Genomic DNA, 20909 nt, shown 5'->3' on the forward strand with positions numbered 1-20909 from the left:
GTGGACGCGGGCGCGCGTCGATACTGGGGCGACGTCCATTTCCGCCCGCGTTGGCCTGCCGCCGGCGCGGCATCCGCGCCGCCGACCCATCATGCGTTCCGTCCCGCTTTCGTCCAAACAGGACCTGATCGCCCAGACCGGCTTTGCCATTGCGGCCAGCCGCCAGCCGCACTACGCCTTTCACTGGCACGAGCACGACTGCGCCATGCTGCTCTGGCCGCGCGCCGGCGCGCTCGACAGCGCCTGGCAGGACGAGGAAGGCGCGCGCCGCCGCAGTCGCCTGGTTCGCGGCCAGGCCTTGCTGCTGCCCTCGCACGTTGAACACAGCACGCGCGCCGAAAGCGCCGCGCAGCAGCATGGCGAACTCTATCTGGCGCCCGAACTGCTGCGCGACTGCCAGGCCGGCGGAGTGCTGCAACTGGACGGCGCGGCCCAGGCCATGCTGGACGCGCTGTGGAAGCCGGCGCTGTCGGCCGCGGCCCTGCCGATGCTGGTGGCGGCGCTGATCGCGCAGCTCGACGCGCATCACCGGCTGCAGGCCCACGCCCGCGTGACGCAGGCGCCGCTGCCGTTGGCGCGGCAATGGCTGGCGCTGCTGCGCGGTCGATTGGAGGAAGGGCAGCCGCTGCCCGCCATCGCGGAGTCGGCCAGCGCGCTCGGCGCCACCACGCGCACGCTGCAGCGCGCCTGCCAGCAAGCCTACGGACTCTCCCCCATCGCCCTGCGCCGCCTGCTCCTGGCGCAAGCCGCGCGCCAGCGGCTTGCGCTGGGCGAACCCTTGGCGCGGGTCAGCGCCGAATTGGGGTTTTCCAGCAGTGGCCACCTGGGCCGGCTGCTGCGCGCGGTCGGGGCCGGGCAGGACCCGGACCTTGCCGGGCCGTTCTGACGCGAATCGATAGCGTCAGGTCGAGGCGGTCGACGCCTGCCGTGGCAGCGCCACGCGGAAGCGGGTGATGCCGTCGCGCGATTCGGCGCTGATGCGGCCGCCGTGGGATTGCGCCACCTGTTGCGCGATGAACAGTCCCAGCCCCAGGCCGCGATGGCCCCCGGCCGGCCGCGCGCCGCTGCGGAACGGGTTGAACAGTTGCGGCAGCAGTTCCGCGGGAATGCTGCCGCCGTTGCTGACCGTGACCACGACCCGGTCGGCAACGGAACCATCCACCTCGACCCGCACCGGCACGTCGCGGGCGCCGTGGTGCAAGGCGTTGCCGAGCAGATTGGCCAGCACCTGGGCGATGCGCTCGCCGTCCCATTCGCCGACCGGGTCGCCATGGCATTCGGCTTCGATCTGGCGGTCGGCGAAGCCGGCGCGCAATTCGTCCAGGGTGCGGTGGACCAGCGTGTCCATGCCGATGCGCGCCGGCGCCAGCGCCAGTCCGCCGGCCTGGCGGATGCGCGTCACGTCGAGCAGGTCTTCGATCAGGTGCTTCATGCGCTCGCTGCTCTGGAGCATGCGTTGCGCCACGCTGACCACGCGCGCGTCGCCGCCCTGGCGCGCCAGCATCGAGGCGCCCATGATGACCGCCTGCAATGGCGTGCGCAGGTCATGGCTGAGCACGGCCATGAACATGTCGTTGACCCGCAGCGCCTCGGTGCGCGCCTCCAGTTGCTGCGCCAGCGCGCGCCGGCGCTCGTGCAACTCGAAGAACACGTTCGCCTTGCTGCGCAGCATGTAAGGGTCGACCGGCTTGTACAGAAAGTCCACCGCGCCGCTCTCGTAGCCGCGGAACTGCCAGTTCTGTTCGCGCGAGCCGGCGGTGATGAAGATCAGCGGAATGTGGCGGGTGCGCTCGCTGCCGCGGATCAGCTCGGCCAGCTCGAAGCCGTTCATGTCGGGCATCTGCACATCGAGCAGCGCCAGCGCCACGTCGGGATGATTCAGCAGCAGTTCCAGCGCCTGCGGGCCGGATTGCGCTTTCAGCACTTCGACCCGGTCGCTCGCCAGCAGCGCTTCCAGCGCGACCAGATTTTCGGGCACGTCGTCGACCAGCAGGCACTTGATGCGGTCATCCGAGGGTTTGGCAGATGTCAATATCATGGTGTGGTGGAAGTGGGGGGGCAGGGCCGCGGCTGCGCGGGCAACTGCGACAGCAGCGTCGCGATGGCGGCGGGCGCCAGGACCAGGGGGGCATCGATGCGCGCCAGGGCGGCGTCGGGCATGGCGCGCATCGCGGCGGTGTCCGGCGCCTGGACCACGGCGCGGCCGCCTGCTGCGTGGATGGCGGCCAGGCCGGCGGCGCCGTCTTCGTTGGCGCCCGACAGCAGCACCCCCAGCAACCGCTCGCCATAGCCGTCGGCGGCGGACTGGAACAGCACGTCGATTGAAGGCCGCGAGAAATGCACCAGCGGGCCGATCGACAGCGCCAGGCGCGGCCCACGGTCGACCAGCAGGTGGTAGTCGGGGGGCGCGAAATAGACGTGCCCCGGCTGGATGGGCTGTTGGTCCTCAGCCTCGCACAGCGGCAGCGCGCAGCGGTCGCGGAAGATGTCGACCAAGAGGCTGCGGCGGTCGCGCGGCAGGTGCAGCAGCACGATCACCGCGGCGCGCAGGCCGGCCGGCAGGGCGGGCATCAGCAGGTTCAGGACCTCGATGGCGCCCGACGAGCCGCCGATGACGATGGCGTCCCAGGCGCCCGCCGCCTCGCCGCGATCCGGCGTTGGGGCGCTCACAGGCCGGCCTTCTTGCGGTAGATGCGGTCTTCGAGCACGAAATCGTCGAAGCCGTCTGCCTGGGCGGAAAAGCGCACCGATTCGCGCGAGCCCAGGCCCATGAAGCCGCGATGCACCAGCGCGTCATGGAACAGGCGCAATGCGCGGTTCTGCAGGTCGCGCTCGAAATAGATAAGCACGTTGCGGCACGAGACCAGGTGCACCTCCGCGAACACGCTGTCGGTCGCCAGGCTGTGGTCCGAGAACACCATGTGCTCGCGCAACTGCTTGTCGAACACCACGCGCCCGTAGCGCGCGGTGTAGTAATCGGACAGCGAGCTGCGGCCGCCGGACTGGGCGTGGTTGCTGGTGAAGGCGGCCACCCGGTCCAGGTCGAACACGCCCTGTTCGGCCGCGCGCAGCGCATGCGGATTGATGTCGGTCGCGTAGATCAGGGCGCGGTCCAGCAGGCCTTCCTCATGCAGCAGGATGGCGAGCGAATAGACCTCCTCGCCGGTGCTGCAGCCGGCCACCCACACCTTGATAGAGGGGTAGGTGCGCAGGATGGGCACCACTTCGCGGCGCAGCGCCAGGAAATAGCTGGGGTCGCGAAACATGTCGCTGACCTGGACGGTCAGGAATTGCAGCAGGCTGGTGAACACCGGCGGCTCATGCAGCACGCGGTCCTGCAACTGCGACAGGGTCTTGCAGCCGAAGTGCGACAAGGCGCTGCGCAGGCGCCGCTTGAGCGAGGCCTGGGCATACTCGCGGAAGTCGTAGTGGTACTGGTGATAGATCGCGTCGAGCAGCAGCCGCTGCTCGATATCCTCGGTCTGCGCCTTGGGCGGAGGGGGCAGGGTCATGGTCGCCGGGTCCGGGGCCGCTGGTTACTTGCGCATCCAGACGCGCACCAGCGACAACAGCCGCTCCACGTCCAGCGGCTTGGCGATGTAGTCGTTGGCGCCGGCGGCCAGGCATTTCTCCTGGTCGTCCTTCATGGCCTTGGCGGTCAGCGCGATGATCGGCAAGCGGCGCCACTCCGGCCGCGTGCGGATCTCGCGCATCGCGGTGTAGCCGTCCATCTCGGGCATCATGATGTCCATCAGCACCAGGTCGATCGCCGGGTGGCCGTCCACGCCGACGCGGTCCAGCGCCTCGAGGGCCTCGCGGCCATTGCGCGCGATCTCCACCCGCAGGCCGGTCGGCTCCAGGATGCTCGACAGCGCGAACACGTTGCGCACATCGTCCTCGACCACCAGCACCGTGCGGCCTTCGAGCGCGCTGTCGCGGCTGCGGGCCAGCTCCAGCATCTGGCGCTGCTGCGGCGGCAGGTCGGCCTCGACCTGGTGCAGGAACAGCGTCACCTCGTCGAGCAGGCGTTCGGGCGAGCGCGCGTCCTTGATGATGATGGACTTGGAGAAGCGGCGCAGTTGCTGCTCCTCGTCGCGCGACAGCGCCCGGCCGGTGTACACGATCACGGGCGGGAACGACACGCTCTCCTGCTCGGCCATTTCGCGCAGCAATTCGTAGCCGCTGATGTCGGGCAGGTTCAGGTCCATGACCACGCAATCGAAGGTGGTCTCGCGCAGCAGCTTCAGGGCGGCGCCGGCGGTCGCGGCCGGCACGATCTCCACGTCGTCGCGCGCCAGGAGCTCCCGCACGCTTTCGCGCTGGCGGTCGTCGTCCTCCACCACCAGCACGCGCCGCACGTTCTGGGTGAACTTGGCCTCCAGGCGCAGCAGCGCCTGCGTCAGTTCCTCGCGCTTGACGGGCTTGAGCGCGTAGCCGATCGCGCCGCGGCCCATGGCCTCCTGGGCGTAGTCGGCCACCGACACGATGTGCACCGGGATGTGGCGCGTGTGGGGGTTGCGCTTGAGCTGGTCCAGCACGCCCAGGCCCGAGAAATCGGGCAGGTTGATGTCGAGCACGATGGCGTCGGGCCGGCGCTGTGCCGCCAGCGCCAGGCCGTCGGTCGCGGTGTGCGCGGCCAGGCAGCCGAAGCCCATTTCGTGCGCCAGGTCGCCGAGAATGCCGGCGAAACGTTCATCGTCCTCGATGACCAGGATGGTGCGGCCGGCCTCGCGGGCCGGTTCCGGGTCCGGCTGGACGGGTTCGGCCGCCGGCGCGGCGGCGGGCGCCGCCCAGGCGGGGATGGCGGGCGGCGTCGGGACCGGCGCGGGCAGGCTGGGGACGGGCGCCGCGGGCGCGGCCTCCAGGCGCATCGGCAGCAGCAGCGTGAACACGCTGCCTTGCCCCGGCGTGCTGACCAGCGACAGGGATCCGCCCAGCAGCTTGGCCAGGTCGCGCGAGATCGACAGCCCCAGACCGGTGCCGCCATGCTTGCGATGGCTGCTGCCATCGGCCTGGCGGAAGGCCTCGAAAATCAGTTCCTGCTGGTCGGCCGGCACGCCGATGCCGGTGTCCTGCACGGCGAACGACAGCATGTTGCGCGGCGCGCGCGACACCTTGAGCGCAACGCTGCCTTGCTCGGTGAACTTGAGGGCGTTCGACAGCAGGTTCTTCAGCACCTGGCCCAGCCGCTGCGGGTCGGTATGCAAAGACGCCGGCACGTCGGCGGCGATGTCCAGTTCCAGGGTCAGGCGCTTGTCCTGCGCGATCGGGCGCAGCGGATCCAGCAGCCGCTCGAGCGCCGGCGCGATGGCCACGGCCTCGACCTCCACGGTGGCCTGGCCGGCCTCGATCTTGGCCAGGTCCAGGATGTCGTTGATCAGCGCCAGCAGGTCGCTGCCCGCTTCGTAGATGGTCTGTGCATACTTGACCTGGTCGGCGCTCAGGTTGCCCGGCTTGTTCTCGGACAGCAGCTTGGACAGGATCAGCGTCGAATTCAACGGGGTGCGCAGTTCGTGACTCATGTTGGCCAGGAACTCGCTCTTGTACTGGCTGGCCTGCGTCAGCAGCCGCGCCTTGTCGGTCAGCGCGCCCTGCACCCGCAACAATTGCTCGGTCTGCAGTTCCAGGCTGACGTTGGCCTGCTTGAGCTCGGTCTGCTGCACCTCCATGCGCGCCTGCGATTCCTGCAGGATGCGGCTCTGCTGTTCCAGCTCTTCATTGCTGACGCGCAATTCTTCCTGCTGGGTCTGCAGTTCTTCCGACTGGCGCTGGGTTTCCGCCAGCAGCGCCTCCAGCCGCGTGCGGTCCAGGCCGGCGCGGATCGCCGAGGCCAGCATCTCGGAGGCGCCCTCGAGCAGGCTGCGCTCGCTCTGGCCCACGGCGTGGGTGAAGCCCAGTTCGATCACGGCATAGACCCGATCGTTCTGCATGGCGGGCGCGAGGATCAGTTCGGCCGGATTGGACGTGCCCGTGGCCGACGAGACCGGGAGGTGGCCGGGCGGTACGTCGCGCAGGTGCAGCAGCTTGCGCGAGCTGGCCGCCTGCCCGACCAGCCCTTGCGCGGCGGGAATCTTCTGCGCCAGGCGCTCGGTCGGCAGGGCATAGCCGCCGAAGAGTTCCAGCTCGTCGCCGCCGTGGTTGACGACGTAGCCGGCGCCGACGCTGGCGTGCAGGTAGTCCGCCAGGTAGTCCAGCGCGCGCTTGCCGATTTCGTCCAGGCGATGATCGCCCCGCAAGCGCAGGCTCAGGCCCGAGAGGCCGGTCGTGACCCAGGCCTGGCGCGCCTTGGCGCGGTACTCACGGATGGTCACGGCGGCCGACGCCAGGATCAGCGCCAGCAGCAACATCGACCCGCCCCATGAGTAATAGGTCGAGGTGGTCGAGGCCGCGGCCCAGGTTTCGCGTTGCTCCTCGACCTGGCCCAGTTGGCGCGTGTACAGGTCGGCGACCAGGTCGCGCAACCGGTCCATCGCTTCCTTGCCGGCATCGGTGCGCACCACGGCCATTGCGCCTTGCACGTCGCCGGCCTTGCGCATTTCGATGGTCTCGCGCAGTTCCGTCAGCTTCTGCTGGGTGATGCCCGCGATGTCGTTGACGATGCGGCGCTGCGCCGAATCCGCGGTGGCCGCTTCCTTGACCAGCGCCAGGCGCTGTTCGATCAACGGCACCGAGCGCAGATACGGTTGCAGGTAAGCCGGGTCGCCCGTCAGCAGGTAGCCGCGCTGGCCGATCTCGGCATCCTTGAGCGCCGAGTTGAACAGGCTCAGTTGGCGCACGGTCTCGGTGGCGCGGTCCATGGCCCTGACCGCCTCCGTCCGGGTCTCGGCCGAGCGCACGTTGACGAAGGCGATGACCAGGGTGGCCAGCGCCGCCGTCACGAAACCGGCCATCAAGGTGCGCGGAAGGGTGTGGCGGCTGGCGGATTGTTGCGAATTCGGCATGGGAACGGTTGACGGCTCGGGGAAGAGGACGGCGCGCGGGGCGGGGGGGGCGGCGACAATTATAGGGACGAGCCGCGATCCCGGCTGCCCGGCCAAACCCGCGAGACTATACAGGCGGATGGGGCATTCGTTTCGTCCGGATACAATTACTTCACACATGAAGGGTCCGCATGTCCTAGGATTCGGCGTCTACCCGGTTCCACCTATCCGTCTGCCCGCCGGCGTCCCGCACGCGTGGCAGCGCACAACCATGACGAAAATCCTTTTGGTCGACGACCAGCCCGTGCTGGTCACCCTGATGAGCGAATTCCTGAGCGGCGAAGGCTATGACGTCACGACGCACACGGACGGCCTGACCGCGTTGCAGCAGATGCTCGAAGTGCGGCCGGATCTGGTCATCACCGATCTGTCCATGCCCGGCATGGATGGCGGCGCCTTGCTGACTGCCATGCGCGAGAACGCCTACCTCGGCGATACGCCGGTGCTGGTCCTGAGCGGCCGTCCGCAAGCCGAGATCGCCGCGGTCTGCGAAGGGCGCGCCACCCTGATGCGCAAGCCCGCCGAGCCGCAGGATGTGCTGGCGGCCGTGCGCCGCCTGGCGCCGGCGCCCGTGCGGCGGCCGCGCGCCGGCGCGCCGATCCTGGCGGCGGGCGAGACCCGCGAGTTGGCCGCCCTGGCCGCGTAGCGCCGTTTCACCGCGCGCCGGGCTCGGCCCGCGCCTGCGCACGAACTCATATCGAAGACAGGGGCCGGCCGGCGCCGTCAGCGCGCCCCGGCGGCCAGCAGCAGCTGCGCCGTCGCCGCCTGCCTGCGCTGGCGCGCGTGCCACAGGGGGCTGCGGCCATCGCCGTCGGCCAGGTTCACATCGGCCCCGCCCGCGATCAGCAGCGCGACCACGGCCTGGTGGTCCGGCCCGCCATCGCTCAGGATGATGGCCTCCAGCAACCCCGTCCAGCCCAGCCGGTTGACATGGTCCGGATCGACGCCGGCCGCCAGCAGCATGCGCACCGTTTCGACCAGGCCGCGTTCGCAGGCCGGGATCAGCGCGGTGCCGCCGTAGCGGTTGGTGCTGCGCAGGTCGGCGCCATGGCGCAGCGTCTGCGCCAGGATGCCGTTGTGGCCGCGGGCGCCGGCGTACAGGTAGGCGCTGTCCTGCATGGCGTTCTTGGCGTTGACGTCGGCCCCGGCCTGGATGAGCGCGGAGGCGGCCGCCTCCGCGTTGATCAGCGTGGCGCGCAGCAGCGGCGTGTTGCCGTCGGCGTCGCGCGCTTCCAGCGGCGCGCCCCGGGCCAGCAGGGCCTGGACGCGGGCGGCGTCGCCGTCGCCGGCGGCCTGCAACAGGGCGGCGCCGGCCTCGGTCTCGCCGGCCGCGCCCGAACTGGCCGCGCTGCCCTCCGCGACCGCCAGCAGGGTGGCGGCCAGGAAGGCGCGCCAGGAGCGGATGATGGACATGCGTCGGGTCTCCTTGTCGTGTCGTGGATACTGCCTCGATTATGCCGCCATGATCCGTCGCCGGCGCCCCGTTTGGCGAATACCGCCGATCGCTGCAGAATCCCGGGATTCCCTTCTCTCCGTTTCCGCCATGGACACCTTCAACTACATGCGCGCCTTCCGGCGCATCGTGGAACTGGGCAGCCTCGCCAAGGCGGCCGAGGACCTGGACATGTCGTCCGCCGGCCTCAGCAAGCAGTTGCGCGCGCTGGAAGCCCACCTGGGCGCGGTGCTGATCCAGCGCACCACGCGCAAGATGAGCCTGACCGACACCGGCGCCGCCTACTATGCCGAATGCTGCCGCCTGCTCGACGAACTGGATACCCTGGAAAAATCCATCAAGCAGCAGGCCGGGCGCGTGGCCGGGCGGCTGCGGGTGAATGCGCCGGTGTCGTTCGCGCTGAGCGTGCTGTCGCCCTTGCTGGCGCGCTTCCTGCGGCAGTATCCGGAGCTGCGGCTGGACCTGGCCATGGAGGACCGGCTGGTCGACGCCGTGGGGCTGGGCTTCGATGTGTCGATCCGCCTGCGGGCGCAACTGGATGATTCCTCGCTGATCGCCCGCCGGCTGGCGTCGCTGACGCAGGTGCTGTGCGCGGCGCCGTCGTATCTTGCCCAGCGCGGCCATCCCGGCAGCGTGGACGACTTGCGGGGGCATGACTGCCTCAGCTATAGCCTGGCCGACAGCCCCGGCCCGGTGCCGGACGACGATGCCAGCCATCCCGCCGACCCGTTCGGCGTGCCGACGCGGGTCCAGGCCAACAACAGCCTGATGCTGCGCGACCTGCTGGAAGCTGGCCTGGGAATCGGCGCGCTGCCGTCCTTCCTGGCCGCGCCCGCCATCGCCGAAGGCCGGCTGGCGCGGGTGCTGCCCGATCTGCCCAGCGCGCCGCGCCAGGTCTACGCGGTGTATCCCACCAGCCGTCACCTCCAGCCCAAGGTCAAGGCCTTCGTGGACTTCCTGGCGCAACATCTGCCGGCCGCCATGGGCGGCGATTGTTGACGCCCAGCGAATAGAGTCCTGCCGGCGAACGCCTTACTCGCGCGCCGCCCCGTCCGTAAGCTGGCATCCATTGAAACCCGATGGATGCTCGCATGTTTTCGACCTCGCCCGCCACCCCCGCCGCGCCCGCCGGCAACCCCGCGCCCGCCGCGCCGCGGGTCGTGGACTTCTTCCACGACGTGGTTTGCGGCTGGTGCTACGTCATGTCCCCGCGCCTGCGTCAGGTGGCCGCCGAACTCGGCATCACGGTGCGCCAGCGCAGTTTCGTGCTGCAGGAATCGCCCGAGCAGATGCGTCGGGTGTTCGGCTCGATGGAGCGCGCCAAGCGCGTCATCCTGGGGCATTGGGACGCCTGCGCCCGCCACGATGACGAGGCGCGCATCGACGTCGAGGGCATGCGCGCCGAGACCTTCGACTATCCCAGCGGCCTGGCCGGCGCCCTGGCCTGCCAGGCGGCCCACCTGCTCGCGGGCGACGCGGCGCATTGGGACCTGTTCGACGCGATCCAGCGCGCCCACCTGAGCGAGCATCGCAACATCGGAGACGCCGCGGTCCTGCTGGACATTGCCGTGGCGCAAGGCTTCGACCGCGCCGAATTCGCCCGCATCATGCAGGGCGAGGACGCCTCGCGGCGCGTGCGCGACGACCGCGCCGCCGCCGCGCGGCTGGGCATCGATTCCATCCCCACGCTGGTCGCGGGGCCGCACCAGGCCCGCCTGCAGACCTTGCCGTTGGCCGAGCTGCGGCAGCGCCTGGCGGCGCTGATGCCCGCGCGCGGCTGACGCCGATCCGGCGTCGTCAGCGCTCGCCTTTCCTTTTCCTCAATCCCGCCCGTCCGCCGGACGAGGCTTTCCTGCTCAAGGTGTCTTATGCCGCTCCCTTACTCCCGCAAACTGCTCGGCCTCGCGCTGGGCGTCGTTCTTGCCAGCAACGTGTTCGCGCATGGCGCGCCGTCGCGCGCCCCGGCCTCCGGCCAGGAAGTGGGCGTCAGCCCCTGGGGGCCCGATGACGAGATCGGCCGCCTCAACCTGATCACGCCCGAATCGCGCGCCGCCGTCATGTCGCGCGTGGCCGGCGACAAGGTCTATGACCTGGCCACCGAATACTACGTGGGCATGCCCAGTTGGCAGGACGCCGGTGATCCGCGCTACCAGTTCTGGATGACGCACACGCCGCGCGGCACCGAGGTCGACGATCCGATGGGCGTGGGCAAGGACATGAACGCCACGCGCAGCTACACCGGCACCGCGTTCTCGATGTACAGCCACACCGGCACGCATATCGACGCGCTGAACCACTTCGGCATCCACGGCAAGATCTGGAACGGCTTTCGCGCCGACGAACACCTGGGCGACCGCGGCTGGAAACGCACCGGCATCGAGAAATTCCCGCCGCTGGTGGCGCGCGGCGTGCTGATCGACGTGGCCGCGCTCAAGGGCGTGGACATGCTGCCGGATTCGTACCGCATCACGCGCCAGGACCTGAAGGCCGCGCTGGCGCGCCAGAAGACCGAACTGCGCCAGGGCGACATCGTGCTGATCCGCACCGGCCGCATGAAGCTGTACCACGATCCGGCCGCCTACATGGCCCAGCCGCCCGGCATGGGCCTGGACGCGGCGCGCTATCTGGTGGAAGAGGGCGGCGCCATGATCCTGGGGGCGGACAACCTCAGCTTCGAGACCTTCCCGTCCGAGGTCGCCGACGACTACGTGCCGCTGCATACCTATCTGCTGGCGCAGCAGGGCGTGCCGATCATCGAGCTGGCCGCGCTGGACGAACTGTCGCGCGACAAGGTCTATGAGTTCGCCTTCATCGGCGGGCCGCTGAAGATCCGCGGCGGCGACGCCGCGCCGCTGCGTCCGGTGGCGATGCCCTTGCGCTGAGCGCCGCCGCCGCGCTGACGGCCGCGGGCCGGGCCCCGGCCGTCACCGCGGCGAGCCGTCCGTGCGCGGTCGGTCGAACGCCCGGATCGGCGGCAGCGCGCCGTCATGGCGTTCCACCTGCACCGCCGTCAACTGGCCGCTGCAGCCCTGCGCCAGCGACGAGGTGCCGACGTCGCGCGTCAGGATGTTGGGATTGCCGTGGCCGCACAGCGTCACCTCGCCGTCTTCGTCGCGCACCGGGTCGTACCAGGCGCCGGTGGGCAACTGCGCCACGCCGGGCATGATGGCCTCGCTCAACGTGGCGCTGGCCAGGCAGGCGCCGCGTTCGTTGAACAACCGCACGATGTCGCCCTCGGCGATGCCGCGGGCCGCGGCGTCGGCGGGATGCAGGGTGCAGACCTCGCGGCCCTGGCGCTTCTGCGCGGCGCTGTGAGCGCCGAAATCCAGTTGGCTGTGCAGGCGGGTGGCGGGCTGGTTGGCCACCAGGAACAGGGGATGCGCCGGGGTCGGCGCGTCTTGCGGCGCCAGCCACGCCGGATGGCCGGGGCAGTCGGCATAGCCGAAGCCGGCGATGGTCGGCGAGCTGATCTGCACTTTGCCGCTGGGCGTGGGCAGCGGCTTGCCGGCGGGATCGTCGCGGAAGGCGCGCAGGATGCCGCCGTCGTCGTCCTGTTGCGGCAGCGTCAATTCGCCGCGCTTCCAGAACTGATCGAAGTCCGGCGCGTCCAGGCCTTTTTCCTCGAGGGCCGCGCGGGTTCTTTCATACAGGTGGCGCAGCCATTCGGCGCTGCCGCGGCCTTCGGTGAAGGCCTCGCGCGCGCCCAGCCGTTCGGCCAGGTCGGTGAAGATGTCGTAGTCGTCGCGCGCCTGGCCGTTGGGCGCGGCAATGCGGTGCATGGCCACCAGCAGCGGGTCGGTGGGCGCGCCGCCGATGTCCTCGCGTTCCAGCGTCATCGTGCAGGGCAGCACGATGTCGGCGTGGCGCGCGGTGGCGGTCCAGCCGATCTCGTGCACCACGAAGGTGTCGAGCGTGGCGAAGGCGCGCGCGAGGCGCTTCAGGTCCTGGTGGTGGTGGAAGGGGTTGCCGCCCGCCCAATAGGCCAGCCGGATACGCGGATAATGCATGCGCTTGCCGTTGTAGTCGAACGGCTCGCCGGGATGCAGCAGCATGTCGGCGATGCGGGCCACGGGGATGAAGTCCTTGACGCCGTTCACCCCCTGGGGCAGCGAAGCCACCGGCACCGCGTTGCTGCGCTTGCCGTAATGCGCCAGCGTGCCCAGCGCGTAGGCGTAGCCCCCGCCCGGCAGCCCCAACTGTCCCAGCGCCGCGGCCAGCACCGCGCCCATCCAGACCGGTTGTTCGCCATGTTCGGCGCGTTGCAGCGAATGCGACACGGTCACCAGCACGCGCTTGCCCGGCAGCGACCGCGCGATCCGCGCGATGTCCGCGGCCGGCACGCCGCAGATCGGCGCGGCCCAGGCCGGATCCTTGGCCTGGCCGTCCGTGCGGCCCATCAGGTAATCCTCGAAGCCATCCCAGCCCTCGCAGAAGTCGCGCAGGAACGCCTGGTCATGCCAGCCATTGGCCACCAGCTCATGCACCAGCGCCAGCATCAGGGCCACGTCGGTGCCTGGCGCCGCGCGCACCCATTGCGCCGCCGCCTCCGCCGGCAGGTCGGAGGCGAGCGGACTGATGTTCAGGAAGCGGCAGCCGCGCTGCGCGGCCTGGCGCATCGAGTCGCGCTCGATGTGGCGGCTGATGCCGCCGCTGGCCACGCGCGAGTTCTTCAGCGCCATGCCGCCGAAGGCCAGCACCACGTCGGTGTGCGCGACGATCTGCTTCCAGGTGACGTTGCGGCGCGCCACGTCGTCCATGCTGCCCAGGATGTGCGGCAGGATGACCGCCGAGGCGCCGGCGCTGTAGCTGTTGACCGAACGCACGTAGCCGCCCAGCGCCGTGTTCAGGAAGCGGTGCACCTGGCTCTGCGCATGATGGAAGCGGCCGGCGCTGGACCAGCCATACGAACCGCCGAACACCGCCTGCGGGCCGTGCTGGTCGCGCACCCTGCGCAGTTCGGCGGCCAGCAGATCCAGCACGTCGGGCCAACTGACCGCCACGTAGTCGTCGCGTCCCCGGCGCGGGTCCGGCCCCGGTCCGCGTTCGAGCCAGCCGCGCCGCACCATCGGCGTGGTCACGCGCGCGGGATGGTCAAGCGCGTTGGTGAAGTTCTCTATCAGCGGATTCGGATCCGGATCGCCCGGATGCGGCCGCACGTCCAGCACGCCGTTCCGCCAGGCCGCGGAGAACACGCCCCAATGCGCACTGTGGGGCTTGCGGCCGTCGTCGGCGCGGGCGGGTTGGGAAGAGGCGTCGATCATGGGCGTGTCAGGGGTTGGCGCCCGTGGCGATGGGCGCGCCGGGCTGCGCGCTCCATTCGCTCCACGAGCCGGGGTAGAGGGCCGCGCCGGGCAGGCCGGCGACTTCCATGGCCAATAGATTGTGGCATGCGGTGACGCCCGAACCGCATTGGCACACCACCGCGTCCGGCGCGCGGCCTTCCAGGCGCGCCAGGAACGCTTCGCGCAGCGCGGCAGGCGGCAGGAACCGTCCGTCGGCGCCCAGATTGTCGCGGAAGAAGCGGTTGCGCGCGCCGGGGATGTGGCCGCCGACCGCGTCCAGGGTTTCGTTTTCGCCCCGGTAGCGGTCGGGCGCGCGGGCATCGAGCACCAGGCGGTCGTGCCCGGCCAGCGCTGCGCGCAAGCCGGCGTAGTCCAGGGTCGGCTGGCGGCCGTCGCGCGCGACCAGCGCGCCTGCCGCGCGCGGGACAGGCGCATCGGTGGTCAGCGGCAGGCCCGCCGCCTGCCAGGCGCTGGCGCCGCCGTCCAGCACCGCCACGGCTTCGTGGCCGATCCAGCGCAGCAGCCACCACAGGCGCGCCGCGTACATGCCGCCGGCGTTGTCATAGGCGACTACCTGGGTGTCCGGGTTCACGCCCAGCGCCGCCAGGGCCCGCGCCAGCGCGGCGCGGTCGGGCAGGGGGTGGCGGCCGTTGCGGCCGGTCTTGGGGCCGCTCAGGGTGTCTTCGAGGTGGACGTAGAAGGCGCCCGGCAGGTGGCCGGCGTCGTAGTGACGGCGGCCGGCCTGCGGGTCGGTCAATTCGAAGCCGCAGTCCAGCACCAGGATGCGTTCGCGGTGCGGGCCGTGCAAGGCTCGGGCCAGGTCCTGCGCGCAGATCAGCGTGGTGTGCATGCGTCGCTCCCCGCTCAGGCCTGGCCGGCGGCCAGCGCGTCCATCGCACGCAGCGAGTACACGCAGGCGGCGCCGGCCTTGCGGTTGTTGGCGAGGGTGTCGGTCCAGTTCTTCAACATGGGTGGGTATCCTGAAAGGGGGGAACGGGGTCACTGCCCGATCTGCTTGAGCAGGTCCGGCGTGGCGGCTTTGCGGTAGTTGGCGATGTCTTCGACGATGTACTGCTTGAACTGGTCCATCGGCAGGTCGCGCTCCATCGCGGCGTCCTTGCGGATGGTGTTCTGCACCGCGGGGTCCGCCAGCGCGCGCGACAGGTGCTCTGACAGTGTCTTGACCACCGCCGGCGGCGTGCCGGCGGGCGCGGCCAGGCCATACCACTGCGTCATGGTCATGTCGATGCCGAGTTCCTTGAAGGTCGGCACCTCGGGCAGGATCGGGCTGCGCTGGCGGCCGGTCAGCGCCAGCACGCGTAACTGGCCCTGCTGCACCTGCGGCACCAGCGGCGAGGCGGTGGCAAAGAACATGTCGATCTGTCCGCCCAGCATGTCGGTGATGGCGGGGCCGGAGCCCTTGTATGGCACGTGCAGCAGCTTCAGGTGACCCAGTTCCTTGATGGTCTCCATGCCGATGTGGGCGGCGCCGCCGGTGCCGGTCGAGGCAAAGGTCAGCTCCCGCTGCTTGGCGGCGTCGATCACTTCGCGCGCCGTCTTGAAGCGCGACGGCGTGGCCACGAACAGGCCGTGCGGCGCTTCCAGGATCAGGCCGATCGGCGCGAAGTCGTCCGGCACCTTGTACGGCAGGCTCTGCGGCTTGAGCGCCGGCGACACGGCCAGGTTGCCGCTCATCGCCAGCAGGATGGTGTAGCCGTCCGGGGCGGCCTTGGCGACCAGGCCGGCGGCGATGTTGCCGCCCGCGCCCGGCCGGTTCTCGACGATCACGGTCTGCCCCAGCGTCTTGCCCATGGCGGTGGCGATCAGGCGGCCGTAGAGGTCGCCGCCGCCGCCCGGCGGAAAGCCCACCACCAGGGTGATGGGACGCTCGGGAAATGCCGCCTGCGCCTGGCCGCCGGCCAGCGCGGCCAGGCCCAGCGTCGCGGCGATGGCGGCGCGCCGCCCCAGCCGGCGCATGGCGCCGCTCGCGAAGGAAATGCCCATGGTGTTTGTCTCCTGTGTATTTTTTATCAGGGGGAACCGTCAGGCCCGCAGCCAGCCGGCTTGATGTCGCTGCACCACCCTGTCCACCGAGGCGGCGCACTGCCCCAGGTAACCCGCAGGATCGGTCAGGCGCAGGATCTCTTCCTCGCCCAGCAGGTTGGCCAGATCCTTGTGCTGGCGCAGCGCCTGGGCGAAATCGAGCTTGTGCGTGATGCCGTGCATCGAGGCCTCGTAGATCCATTCGTGCGCGGTCTGTTTGCCGACGCGCTCGGACAGGTTCAGCATCACGTGTTCGGACAGCAGGTAGCCGCGCATGCGGTCCAGGTTCAGCGCCATGGCGTCGGCGTCCACGCGCAATCCGGCCAGCAGGTTCCTGGCCTGGAACAGCATGGCGCCGGCGATCAGGCAGCATTCGGGCAGCGCCTTCCATTCGATCTTCCAGGCGATGCCGTCGCGCTCGCCTTCCTGCACCATGCCTTCGAGCATCAGCGCGGCGTTGGCGCGCAGCGGCCGGCACAGGCCGGCGAGGTTCTCGGCCGAGGTCGGGTTGCGCTTGTGCGGCATGGTCGACGATCCCAGCTTGCCCTCGGAGAAGGCTTCCTCGACTTCGGCAAATTCATTGCGCTGCATATTGAATAGTTCGTTGCCGATCTTCGACAGCGTGGCGCCGATCATGGCCAGCACCAGCGCGTATTCGGTGTAGCGGTCGCGCGCCGGCGCCCAACTGATGGGCGCCATCTCCAGGCCCAGCCTGGCCAGCGTGCGGCGCTCGACCTCGGCGGCCTGTTCGCCCAGCGAGGCCTGGCTGCCGACCGCGCCGACCACCATGCCGACCAGCACCCGTGTCTCGCATTCCTTCAGGCGCGCGTGATGGCGCGCCAGCTCGTCCAGCCATACCGCGCACTTGTGCCCGAACGTGATGGGCAACGCCTGCACGCCATGCGTGCGGCCGGCCATGGGCGTGTCGCGATGGCTGAGCGCCAGGCGCGCCAGCTCTCGCCCGACGGCGGCAAGGTCGCGCAGGAACACCGCGTGCGCCTGCTTGAGTTGCAGCGCCACGCCGGTGTCGACCACGTCCTGGGTGGTGGCGCCGTAATGCAGCCATTCGCCGTGGTCGGGGCCGCAGCGCGCCTGCAGTTGCTTGAGCGCCGGCACCAGCGAATGCTTGATGCGGCGGATCTCGGCCGACATCGCGGCGATATCGATGTTGGCGACCGAGGCCTGGGCGCGGATCTGCGCGGCGGCCGCGGCCGGGATGATGCCCAGCTCGGCCTGCGCCTCGGCCAGCGCGGCCTCGAACTCCAGCCATTGCTGGATGCGGTTCTCTTCCGAGAAGATGGCGCGCAATTCATCGGTGCTCCACAGGTGCTGGAGCGACTGCATGTCGAAGACGGAAACGGGCATGGTAAGGATCCTGGATGCTTAGGCGTGATGGGCGGGGCGCGGCAGGAGCCGGCCGGGGTTGAAGGTGCCGCGCGGGTCGAGCGCGTGCTTGAGGCGTTGCATCACGTCGACCGAGACGGCGGGCTTGTATTGCAGGAAGGCGTGCTGCTTGAGGCGGCCGATGCCGTGCTCGGCCGAGATCGAGCCGCCCAGTTGCGCGGCGACCTCATGCACGATGTCGTGCACGGCGTCTTCTCGCGCCCGGAAGGCGGCGTCGTCCATCGCCAGCGGCTTGCTCTGGTTGTAGTGCAGGTTGCCATCGCCGACGTGGCCGAAGCAGACGATGCGGATGCCTGGCACGAGGGCCCGCAGCCGTGCGTCGGCGAGCGCGATGAAATCCGGGATGCGCGACACCGCCACGGAAATGTCGTGCTTGATGGAGGGGCCGTCCAGCCGCTGCGCTTCAGGCACGTGCTCGCGCAGCGCCCACAGTTCGTGCGCCTGGCGGCCGGAGGCGGCGATCACCGCGTCGGTCACGCCGCCTTGTTCCATCGCGGCCTCGAGCACGCCTTCCACCGCCGGTTCGGGATCCATCCGCGCCGAGGTCTCCGAGACGTCGAACAGCACCGCCCAGGGCGAGGGCCTGGTCAGCGGATCGCGCATGCCGTCCAGCGGGTGCGCCAGCACCTGTTCCAGCGTCTGTCGGCCGATCAGTTCAAAGGCCGTGACGCGCTCGCCGACAGCGTCGGTCAGGCGTGCCAGCAGCTCCACCGCCGCCTGCGGCGTCGGCACCGCGGCCCATACGGTCACCACCTTGCGCGGCAGGGCGTAGAGCCGGAAGGCCGCCGCGGTGACCACGCCCAGGGTGCCCTCTGCGCCGATGAACAGTTGCTTCAGGTCATAGCCGGTGTTGTCTTTGCGCAGCGTGCCCAGGAGCGGCAGCACGCTGCCGTCGGCCAGCACCACTTCCAGCCCCAGCGTCAGCTCGCGGGTATTGCCATAGCGCAGCACCTGTTCGCCGCCGGCGTTGGTGGCGACCACGCCGCCAATGGTGGCGCTGCCTTCCGAGGCCAGTGACAGGGCGAACAGCCGGCCGGCGTCGGCGGCCGCCTGCTGGGCGGACAGCACGGTGCAGCCGGCTTCCAGGATGATGCTGTTGTCCAGCGCATCGACCCGGCGCACGGCGGTCATGCGGTCCAGGCTCAGCACCACCTCGCGGCCCGAAGCGTCGGGCGTCGAGCCGCCCACCAGGCCGGTGTTGCCGCCTTGCGGCACCACCGCCACCCCTTGCGCGGCGCACAGCGCCACCACTCGCGAGACGTCCGCCGTATTGGCCGGACGCACCACCGCGCGTGCCACGCCGGGGAAATTGCGGCGCCAGTCCGCCGTGTAGCGGGCCGTGTCGGCCACGCCGGTCAGGACGTGGGACGGCCCGACGATGGCGCCCAGCGCGGCGGCGAATGCATCGATCTGATTCGGCATAATGCTACGGTGCGCGGCGGCGGGCGTAAGGCTCGCGGGGTCGCGCCACGCTTGTCTCCTGGGTTGAAACCAGGACGGCATTTCCCTGGTCCGGTAGCCGTCTTTCGTTTCATTGATTAAAATACGTTTTATTGAACAAAACTATAGGAAGCATCCGAAACCGTGTCAAGCGAGAATTCCCCTAAGCCGCCCGCCGGCGTGCTCGAACGCGGTATCTCCGTGCTGGAGTGCTTTGGCGAAGACCATCTGCGCCTGTCGCTGCGCGACCTGGCCGACCGCACAGGCCTGGACAAGGCCACGCTGCTGCGCCTGCTGGGCGTGTTCATCAAGGCGCGCATGATCCATCGCTACGACAGCAGCACCTACGCGCTGGGCCCGGCGTTGCTGCACATGGGCATGCTGTATCGCGATACCTTCGACCTGGGCTCGCGCCTGCAGCCAGCGCTGCGCAACATCGTGGCGCAGACCGGCGAGACCGTGGCCGTGTACGTGCGCAGTGGCGACGACCGCATCTGCCTGTACCGTGAAAACACCACCAAGGAAGTGCGTCATCACGTCGAGGTCGGCACGCGCATCAGCCTGAAAGACGGCGGTTCGTCGGCGCACGTGCTGCGCGCCTTCACCGGCGGCACGACGCCGCTGGCGCGCGACATCCAGGAAAAGGGCTATGCCATGACCCGTTCGGAGCGTGTCGCCGAAATGGCGTCCGTGGCCGTGCCGGTTTTCGATGCCGACGACGCCTTCGTGGGCGCGCTGGTGGTGCTGGGACTGGCCTCGCGGCATAACGAGGCGGCCCAGCGCAAGGCGGTGGAGATTGCGCGCCACGAACTGGCGCAGCAGGGATTCCGCACCGCGCCGCCCGCATCCTGGACGCCGCCGACGCAGGAGTGAAGCGCCTGGCTGCCTTTCAGCCGCGCGGCGCGGCGCCGAACAGGGCGGGCGGCGGCAGGCAGATCCGTGAGTCCCGATCCGCGTCGGTGAAGCCCTCGCACCAGGCCGCGATGGCCCGGGCCGTTTCGTCATCCATGGCCGGCGCGAAGGCGCGCATGCGCGCCAGCAATGCCGGCCAGTCATACGGGTCTTCGGGATCGCCCCGGCGCAGTTGCCGCAACGCGCTGAGCGTGCGGCCGTCTTTCAGCGTCAGTGTCACGCGGCATGGCCGCAGGCGCGGGAAGTCGCGCTGGAACTGGTCGCTGGTGCGCACCGTGATGCGGCGCGCCAGCGCCAGCAGGGCGGGCGCGCGCAGATCGGGTGTCTCCATGTCCTCGATGCCCAAGCGGCCCGTGAGCAGCAGGCGCGCCACCACGTAGCGCAACGAGAAGCAGGTTTCCGCCGGCTTGGCCGGCCAATCGACGCCGGCGATCCTGAGCGCGTGGGGGAAGATCTCGACGTCGACCGATTCGATCGCGTCGGGCGCCGGCGCATGCCGGTCCAGCAATTCGCGGGTGGCGTCCAGCGGCGTGAACAGTTGCGCGCAGCACGGCCAGGCCTTGATGGTGGCGGTGTTCAACCGCTCGCTCGCCTCCAGGCCGCCGTCGAGCGCATCCAGCGGACCATCGCCCGCGAGCAAGGCATACAGTCCGCGCGCGCCGCTGGCGAAGCGCTGCGCGCCCGGCAGCCCGGCGCGCGCGGCGTAGGCCGCGGCCATGCCGTTGCGTACCGCGAAGGCGGGGTGCAGCGACTTGGCTTCGTGCGCGCCGTCGTCCACCAATTGCCACAGGCCGGCGGCCTGGGTGGCGCCGATGCCCAGCGCGTGATGCAGCCGCGCGGCATCCAGCCGCAGGGCCACGCCTGCCGCGGCCGCCGCGCCCACCGCGCCGGCCGTGGCCGTGGCGTGAAAGCCGGCCGCGTGGCGCGTCCCCAGCGCCTCGCCCAGCCGCAGCGAGACCTCGTAGCCGGCGATGACGGCGTCGGCCACCTGCCGTTGCGTCATGCCGCCTGCGCCCGCCAGCGCCAGGGCCGGCGTCACCGACACCACGCCGGGATGCAGCATCGCGGCCCGGTGCGCATCGTCGATCTCACGGACGTGGGCGATGGCGGCATTGGCGAACGCGGCGCCGTTGGCGTGCATCGGCAACCCTCCGAAAACCGGCGCCGTTCCGGGGGCCGGGTTGCAATCGCGGGCAACCTGGCGGTAGGTGTCCGCGGCGGGCGTGGCCGCCGCCGACCAGCCCGCGGTGAACCAGTCGAGCAGGGCTTGCGCCAGGCGGGCGCGGGTGACGGGCGGGATCGGGCGCCTTTGCAGGTCGGCCAGATGGGTGACCAGGGTGCTTTCGGGGGAGGTGGCCATGTTGTTTCATTGAATGGAATATATTTTATTCAACG

General features: G+C 70.2%; 17 protein-coding genes. 6 read left to right on the forward strand and 11 right to left on the reverse strand.

The window, feature by feature from the left end:
* Positions 1-91: 91 nt before the first annotated feature.
* A complete protein-coding gene (locus tag SB816_RS06110) occupies positions 92-886 on the forward strand; it encodes an AraC family transcriptional regulator (RefSeq protein WP_410546633.1) in 795 nt (264 codons plus the stop codon).
* A 15-nt stretch (positions 887-901) separates the two neighbouring features.
* Here SB816_RS06110 and SB816_RS06115 read toward each other — a convergent pair whose 3' ends face one another.
* Genes SB816_RS06115 through SB816_RS06130 form a run of 4 tightly spaced genes read right to left on the reverse strand, consistent with a single transcriptional unit; the run spans position 902 to position 6941 of the window.
* Complete coding sequence (locus SB816_RS06115) at positions 902-2038, reverse strand: hybrid sensor histidine kinase/response regulator (RefSeq protein WP_054484794.1); 1137 nt, start codon at positions 2036-2038, stop codon at positions 902-904.
* Positions 2035-2670 carry a chemotaxis protein CheB gene (locus SB816_RS06120; protein ID WP_144655474.1) on the reverse strand — a complete coding sequence of 212 codons (636 nt, stop codon included), beginning with the start codon at positions 2668-2670 and terminating at the stop codon, positions 2035-2037. The genes SB816_RS06115 and SB816_RS06120 overlap by 4 nt, the downstream gene beginning before the upstream one ends.
* Positions 2667-3512: a CheR family methyltransferase gene (locus SB816_RS06125; RefSeq protein WP_054500761.1), complete on the reverse strand. Its 846-nt coding sequence runs from the start codon at positions 3510-3512 to the stop codon at positions 2667-2669. The genes SB816_RS06120 and SB816_RS06125 overlap by 4 nt, the downstream gene beginning before the upstream one ends.
* 24 nt (positions 3513-3536) lie before the next feature.
* Positions 3537-6941 carry a response regulator gene (locus tag SB816_RS06130; protein ID WP_410546634.1) on the reverse strand — a complete coding sequence of 1135 codons (3405 nt, stop codon included), beginning with the start codon at positions 6939-6941 and terminating at the stop codon, positions 3537-3539.
* A gap of 250 nt (positions 6942-7191) precedes the next feature.
* Here SB816_RS06130 and SB816_RS06135 point away from each other — a divergent pair, with 250 nt between their 5' ends.
* Positions 7192-7626, forward strand: a complete 435-nt coding sequence (locus SB816_RS06135) for a response regulator (protein WP_231132852.1) — start codon at positions 7192-7194, stop codon at positions 7624-7626.
* A 77-nt stretch (positions 7627-7703) separates the two neighbouring features.
* Here SB816_RS06135 and SB816_RS06140 read toward each other — a convergent pair whose 3' ends face one another.
* On the reverse strand, positions 7704-8393 hold the full coding sequence (locus SB816_RS06140; RefSeq protein ID WP_116793721.1) for an ankyrin repeat domain-containing protein: 690 nt from the start codon (positions 8391-8393) through the stop codon (positions 7704-7706).
* A gap of 130 nt (positions 8394-8523) precedes the next feature.
* Here SB816_RS06140 and SB816_RS06145 point away from each other — a divergent pair, with 130 nt between their 5' ends.
* From SB816_RS06145 to SB816_RS06155, 3 genes are all read left to right on the forward strand, one after another.
* Positions 8524-9432, forward strand: coding sequence for a LysR family transcriptional regulator (locus SB816_RS06145; RefSeq protein WP_144655471.1), 909 nt, complete (start codon positions 8524-8526; stop codon positions 9430-9432).
* A 92-nt stretch (positions 9433-9524) separates the two neighbouring features.
* A complete protein-coding gene (locus tag SB816_RS06150; RefSeq protein ID WP_254603853.1) occupies positions 9525-10214 on the forward strand; it encodes a DsbA family protein in 690 nt (229 codons plus the stop codon).
* 87 nt (positions 10215-10301) lie between these two features.
* Positions 10302-11315 (forward strand): cyclase family protein, encoded by a 1014-nt coding sequence (locus tag SB816_RS06155; protein WP_116793719.1) that lies wholly within the window; start codon positions 10302-10304, stop codon positions 11313-11315.
* 42 nt (positions 11316-11357) lie between these two features.
* Here the strand turns inward: SB816_RS06155 and SB816_RS06160 are convergent, their stop codons facing one another.
* The 5 genes from SB816_RS06160 to SB816_RS06180 all read right to left on the reverse strand — a co-directional run bounded on the left by SB816_RS06160 (position 11358) and on the right by SB816_RS06180 (position 18584).
* Positions 11358-13694 (reverse strand): molybdopterin guanine dinucleotide-containing S/N-oxide reductase, encoded by a 2337-nt coding sequence (locus SB816_RS06160; protein ID WP_410546635.1) that lies wholly within the window; start codon positions 13692-13694, stop codon positions 11358-11360.
* A 7-nt stretch (positions 13695-13701) separates the two neighbouring features.
* Positions 13702-14565, reverse strand: a complete 864-nt coding sequence (locus SB816_RS06165; protein ID WP_269872177.1) for a sulfurtransferase — start codon at positions 14563-14565, stop codon at positions 13702-13704.
* 149 nt (positions 14566-14714) lie between these two features.
* Positions 14715-15719: a Bug family tripartite tricarboxylate transporter substrate binding protein gene (locus SB816_RS06170; RefSeq protein WP_054500769.1), complete on the reverse strand. Its 1005-nt coding sequence runs from the start codon at positions 15717-15719 to the stop codon at positions 14715-14717.
* Between the two features lie 39 nt (positions 15720-15758).
* Positions 15759-17123, reverse strand: coding sequence for an adenylosuccinate lyase (gene purB / locus SB816_RS06175; RefSeq protein ID WP_116793716.1), 1365 nt, complete (start codon positions 17121-17123; stop codon positions 15759-15761).
* 18 nt (positions 17124-17141) lie between these two features.
* Complete coding sequence (locus tag SB816_RS06180) at positions 17142-18584, reverse strand: FAD-binding oxidoreductase (RefSeq protein WP_064525837.1); 1443 nt, start codon at positions 18582-18584, stop codon at positions 17142-17144.
* A 198-nt stretch (positions 18585-18782) separates the two neighbouring features.
* Between SB816_RS06180 and SB816_RS06185 the strand changes: the two genes are divergently transcribed.
* The gene (locus SB816_RS06185; protein WP_054500772.1) at positions 18783-19475 is read left to right on the forward strand and encodes an IclR family transcriptional regulator; all 693 of its coding nucleotides are present in this window, start codon (positions 18783-18785) and stop codon (positions 19473-19475) included.
* Between the two features lie 16 nt (positions 19476-19491).
* Here SB816_RS06185 and SB816_RS06190 read toward each other — a convergent pair whose 3' ends face one another.
* A complete protein-coding gene (locus SB816_RS06190) occupies positions 19492-20874 on the reverse strand; it encodes an MmgE/PrpD family protein (protein WP_410546636.1) in 1383 nt (460 codons plus the stop codon).
* Positions 20875-20909 lie beyond the last annotated feature (35 nt).

The organism is Achromobacter sp. SIMBA_011, from assembly GCF_046535435.1.
GTDB classification, from domain to species: domain Bacteria; phylum Pseudomonadota; class Gammaproteobacteria; order Burkholderiales; family Burkholderiaceae_B; genus Achromobacter; species Achromobacter dolens.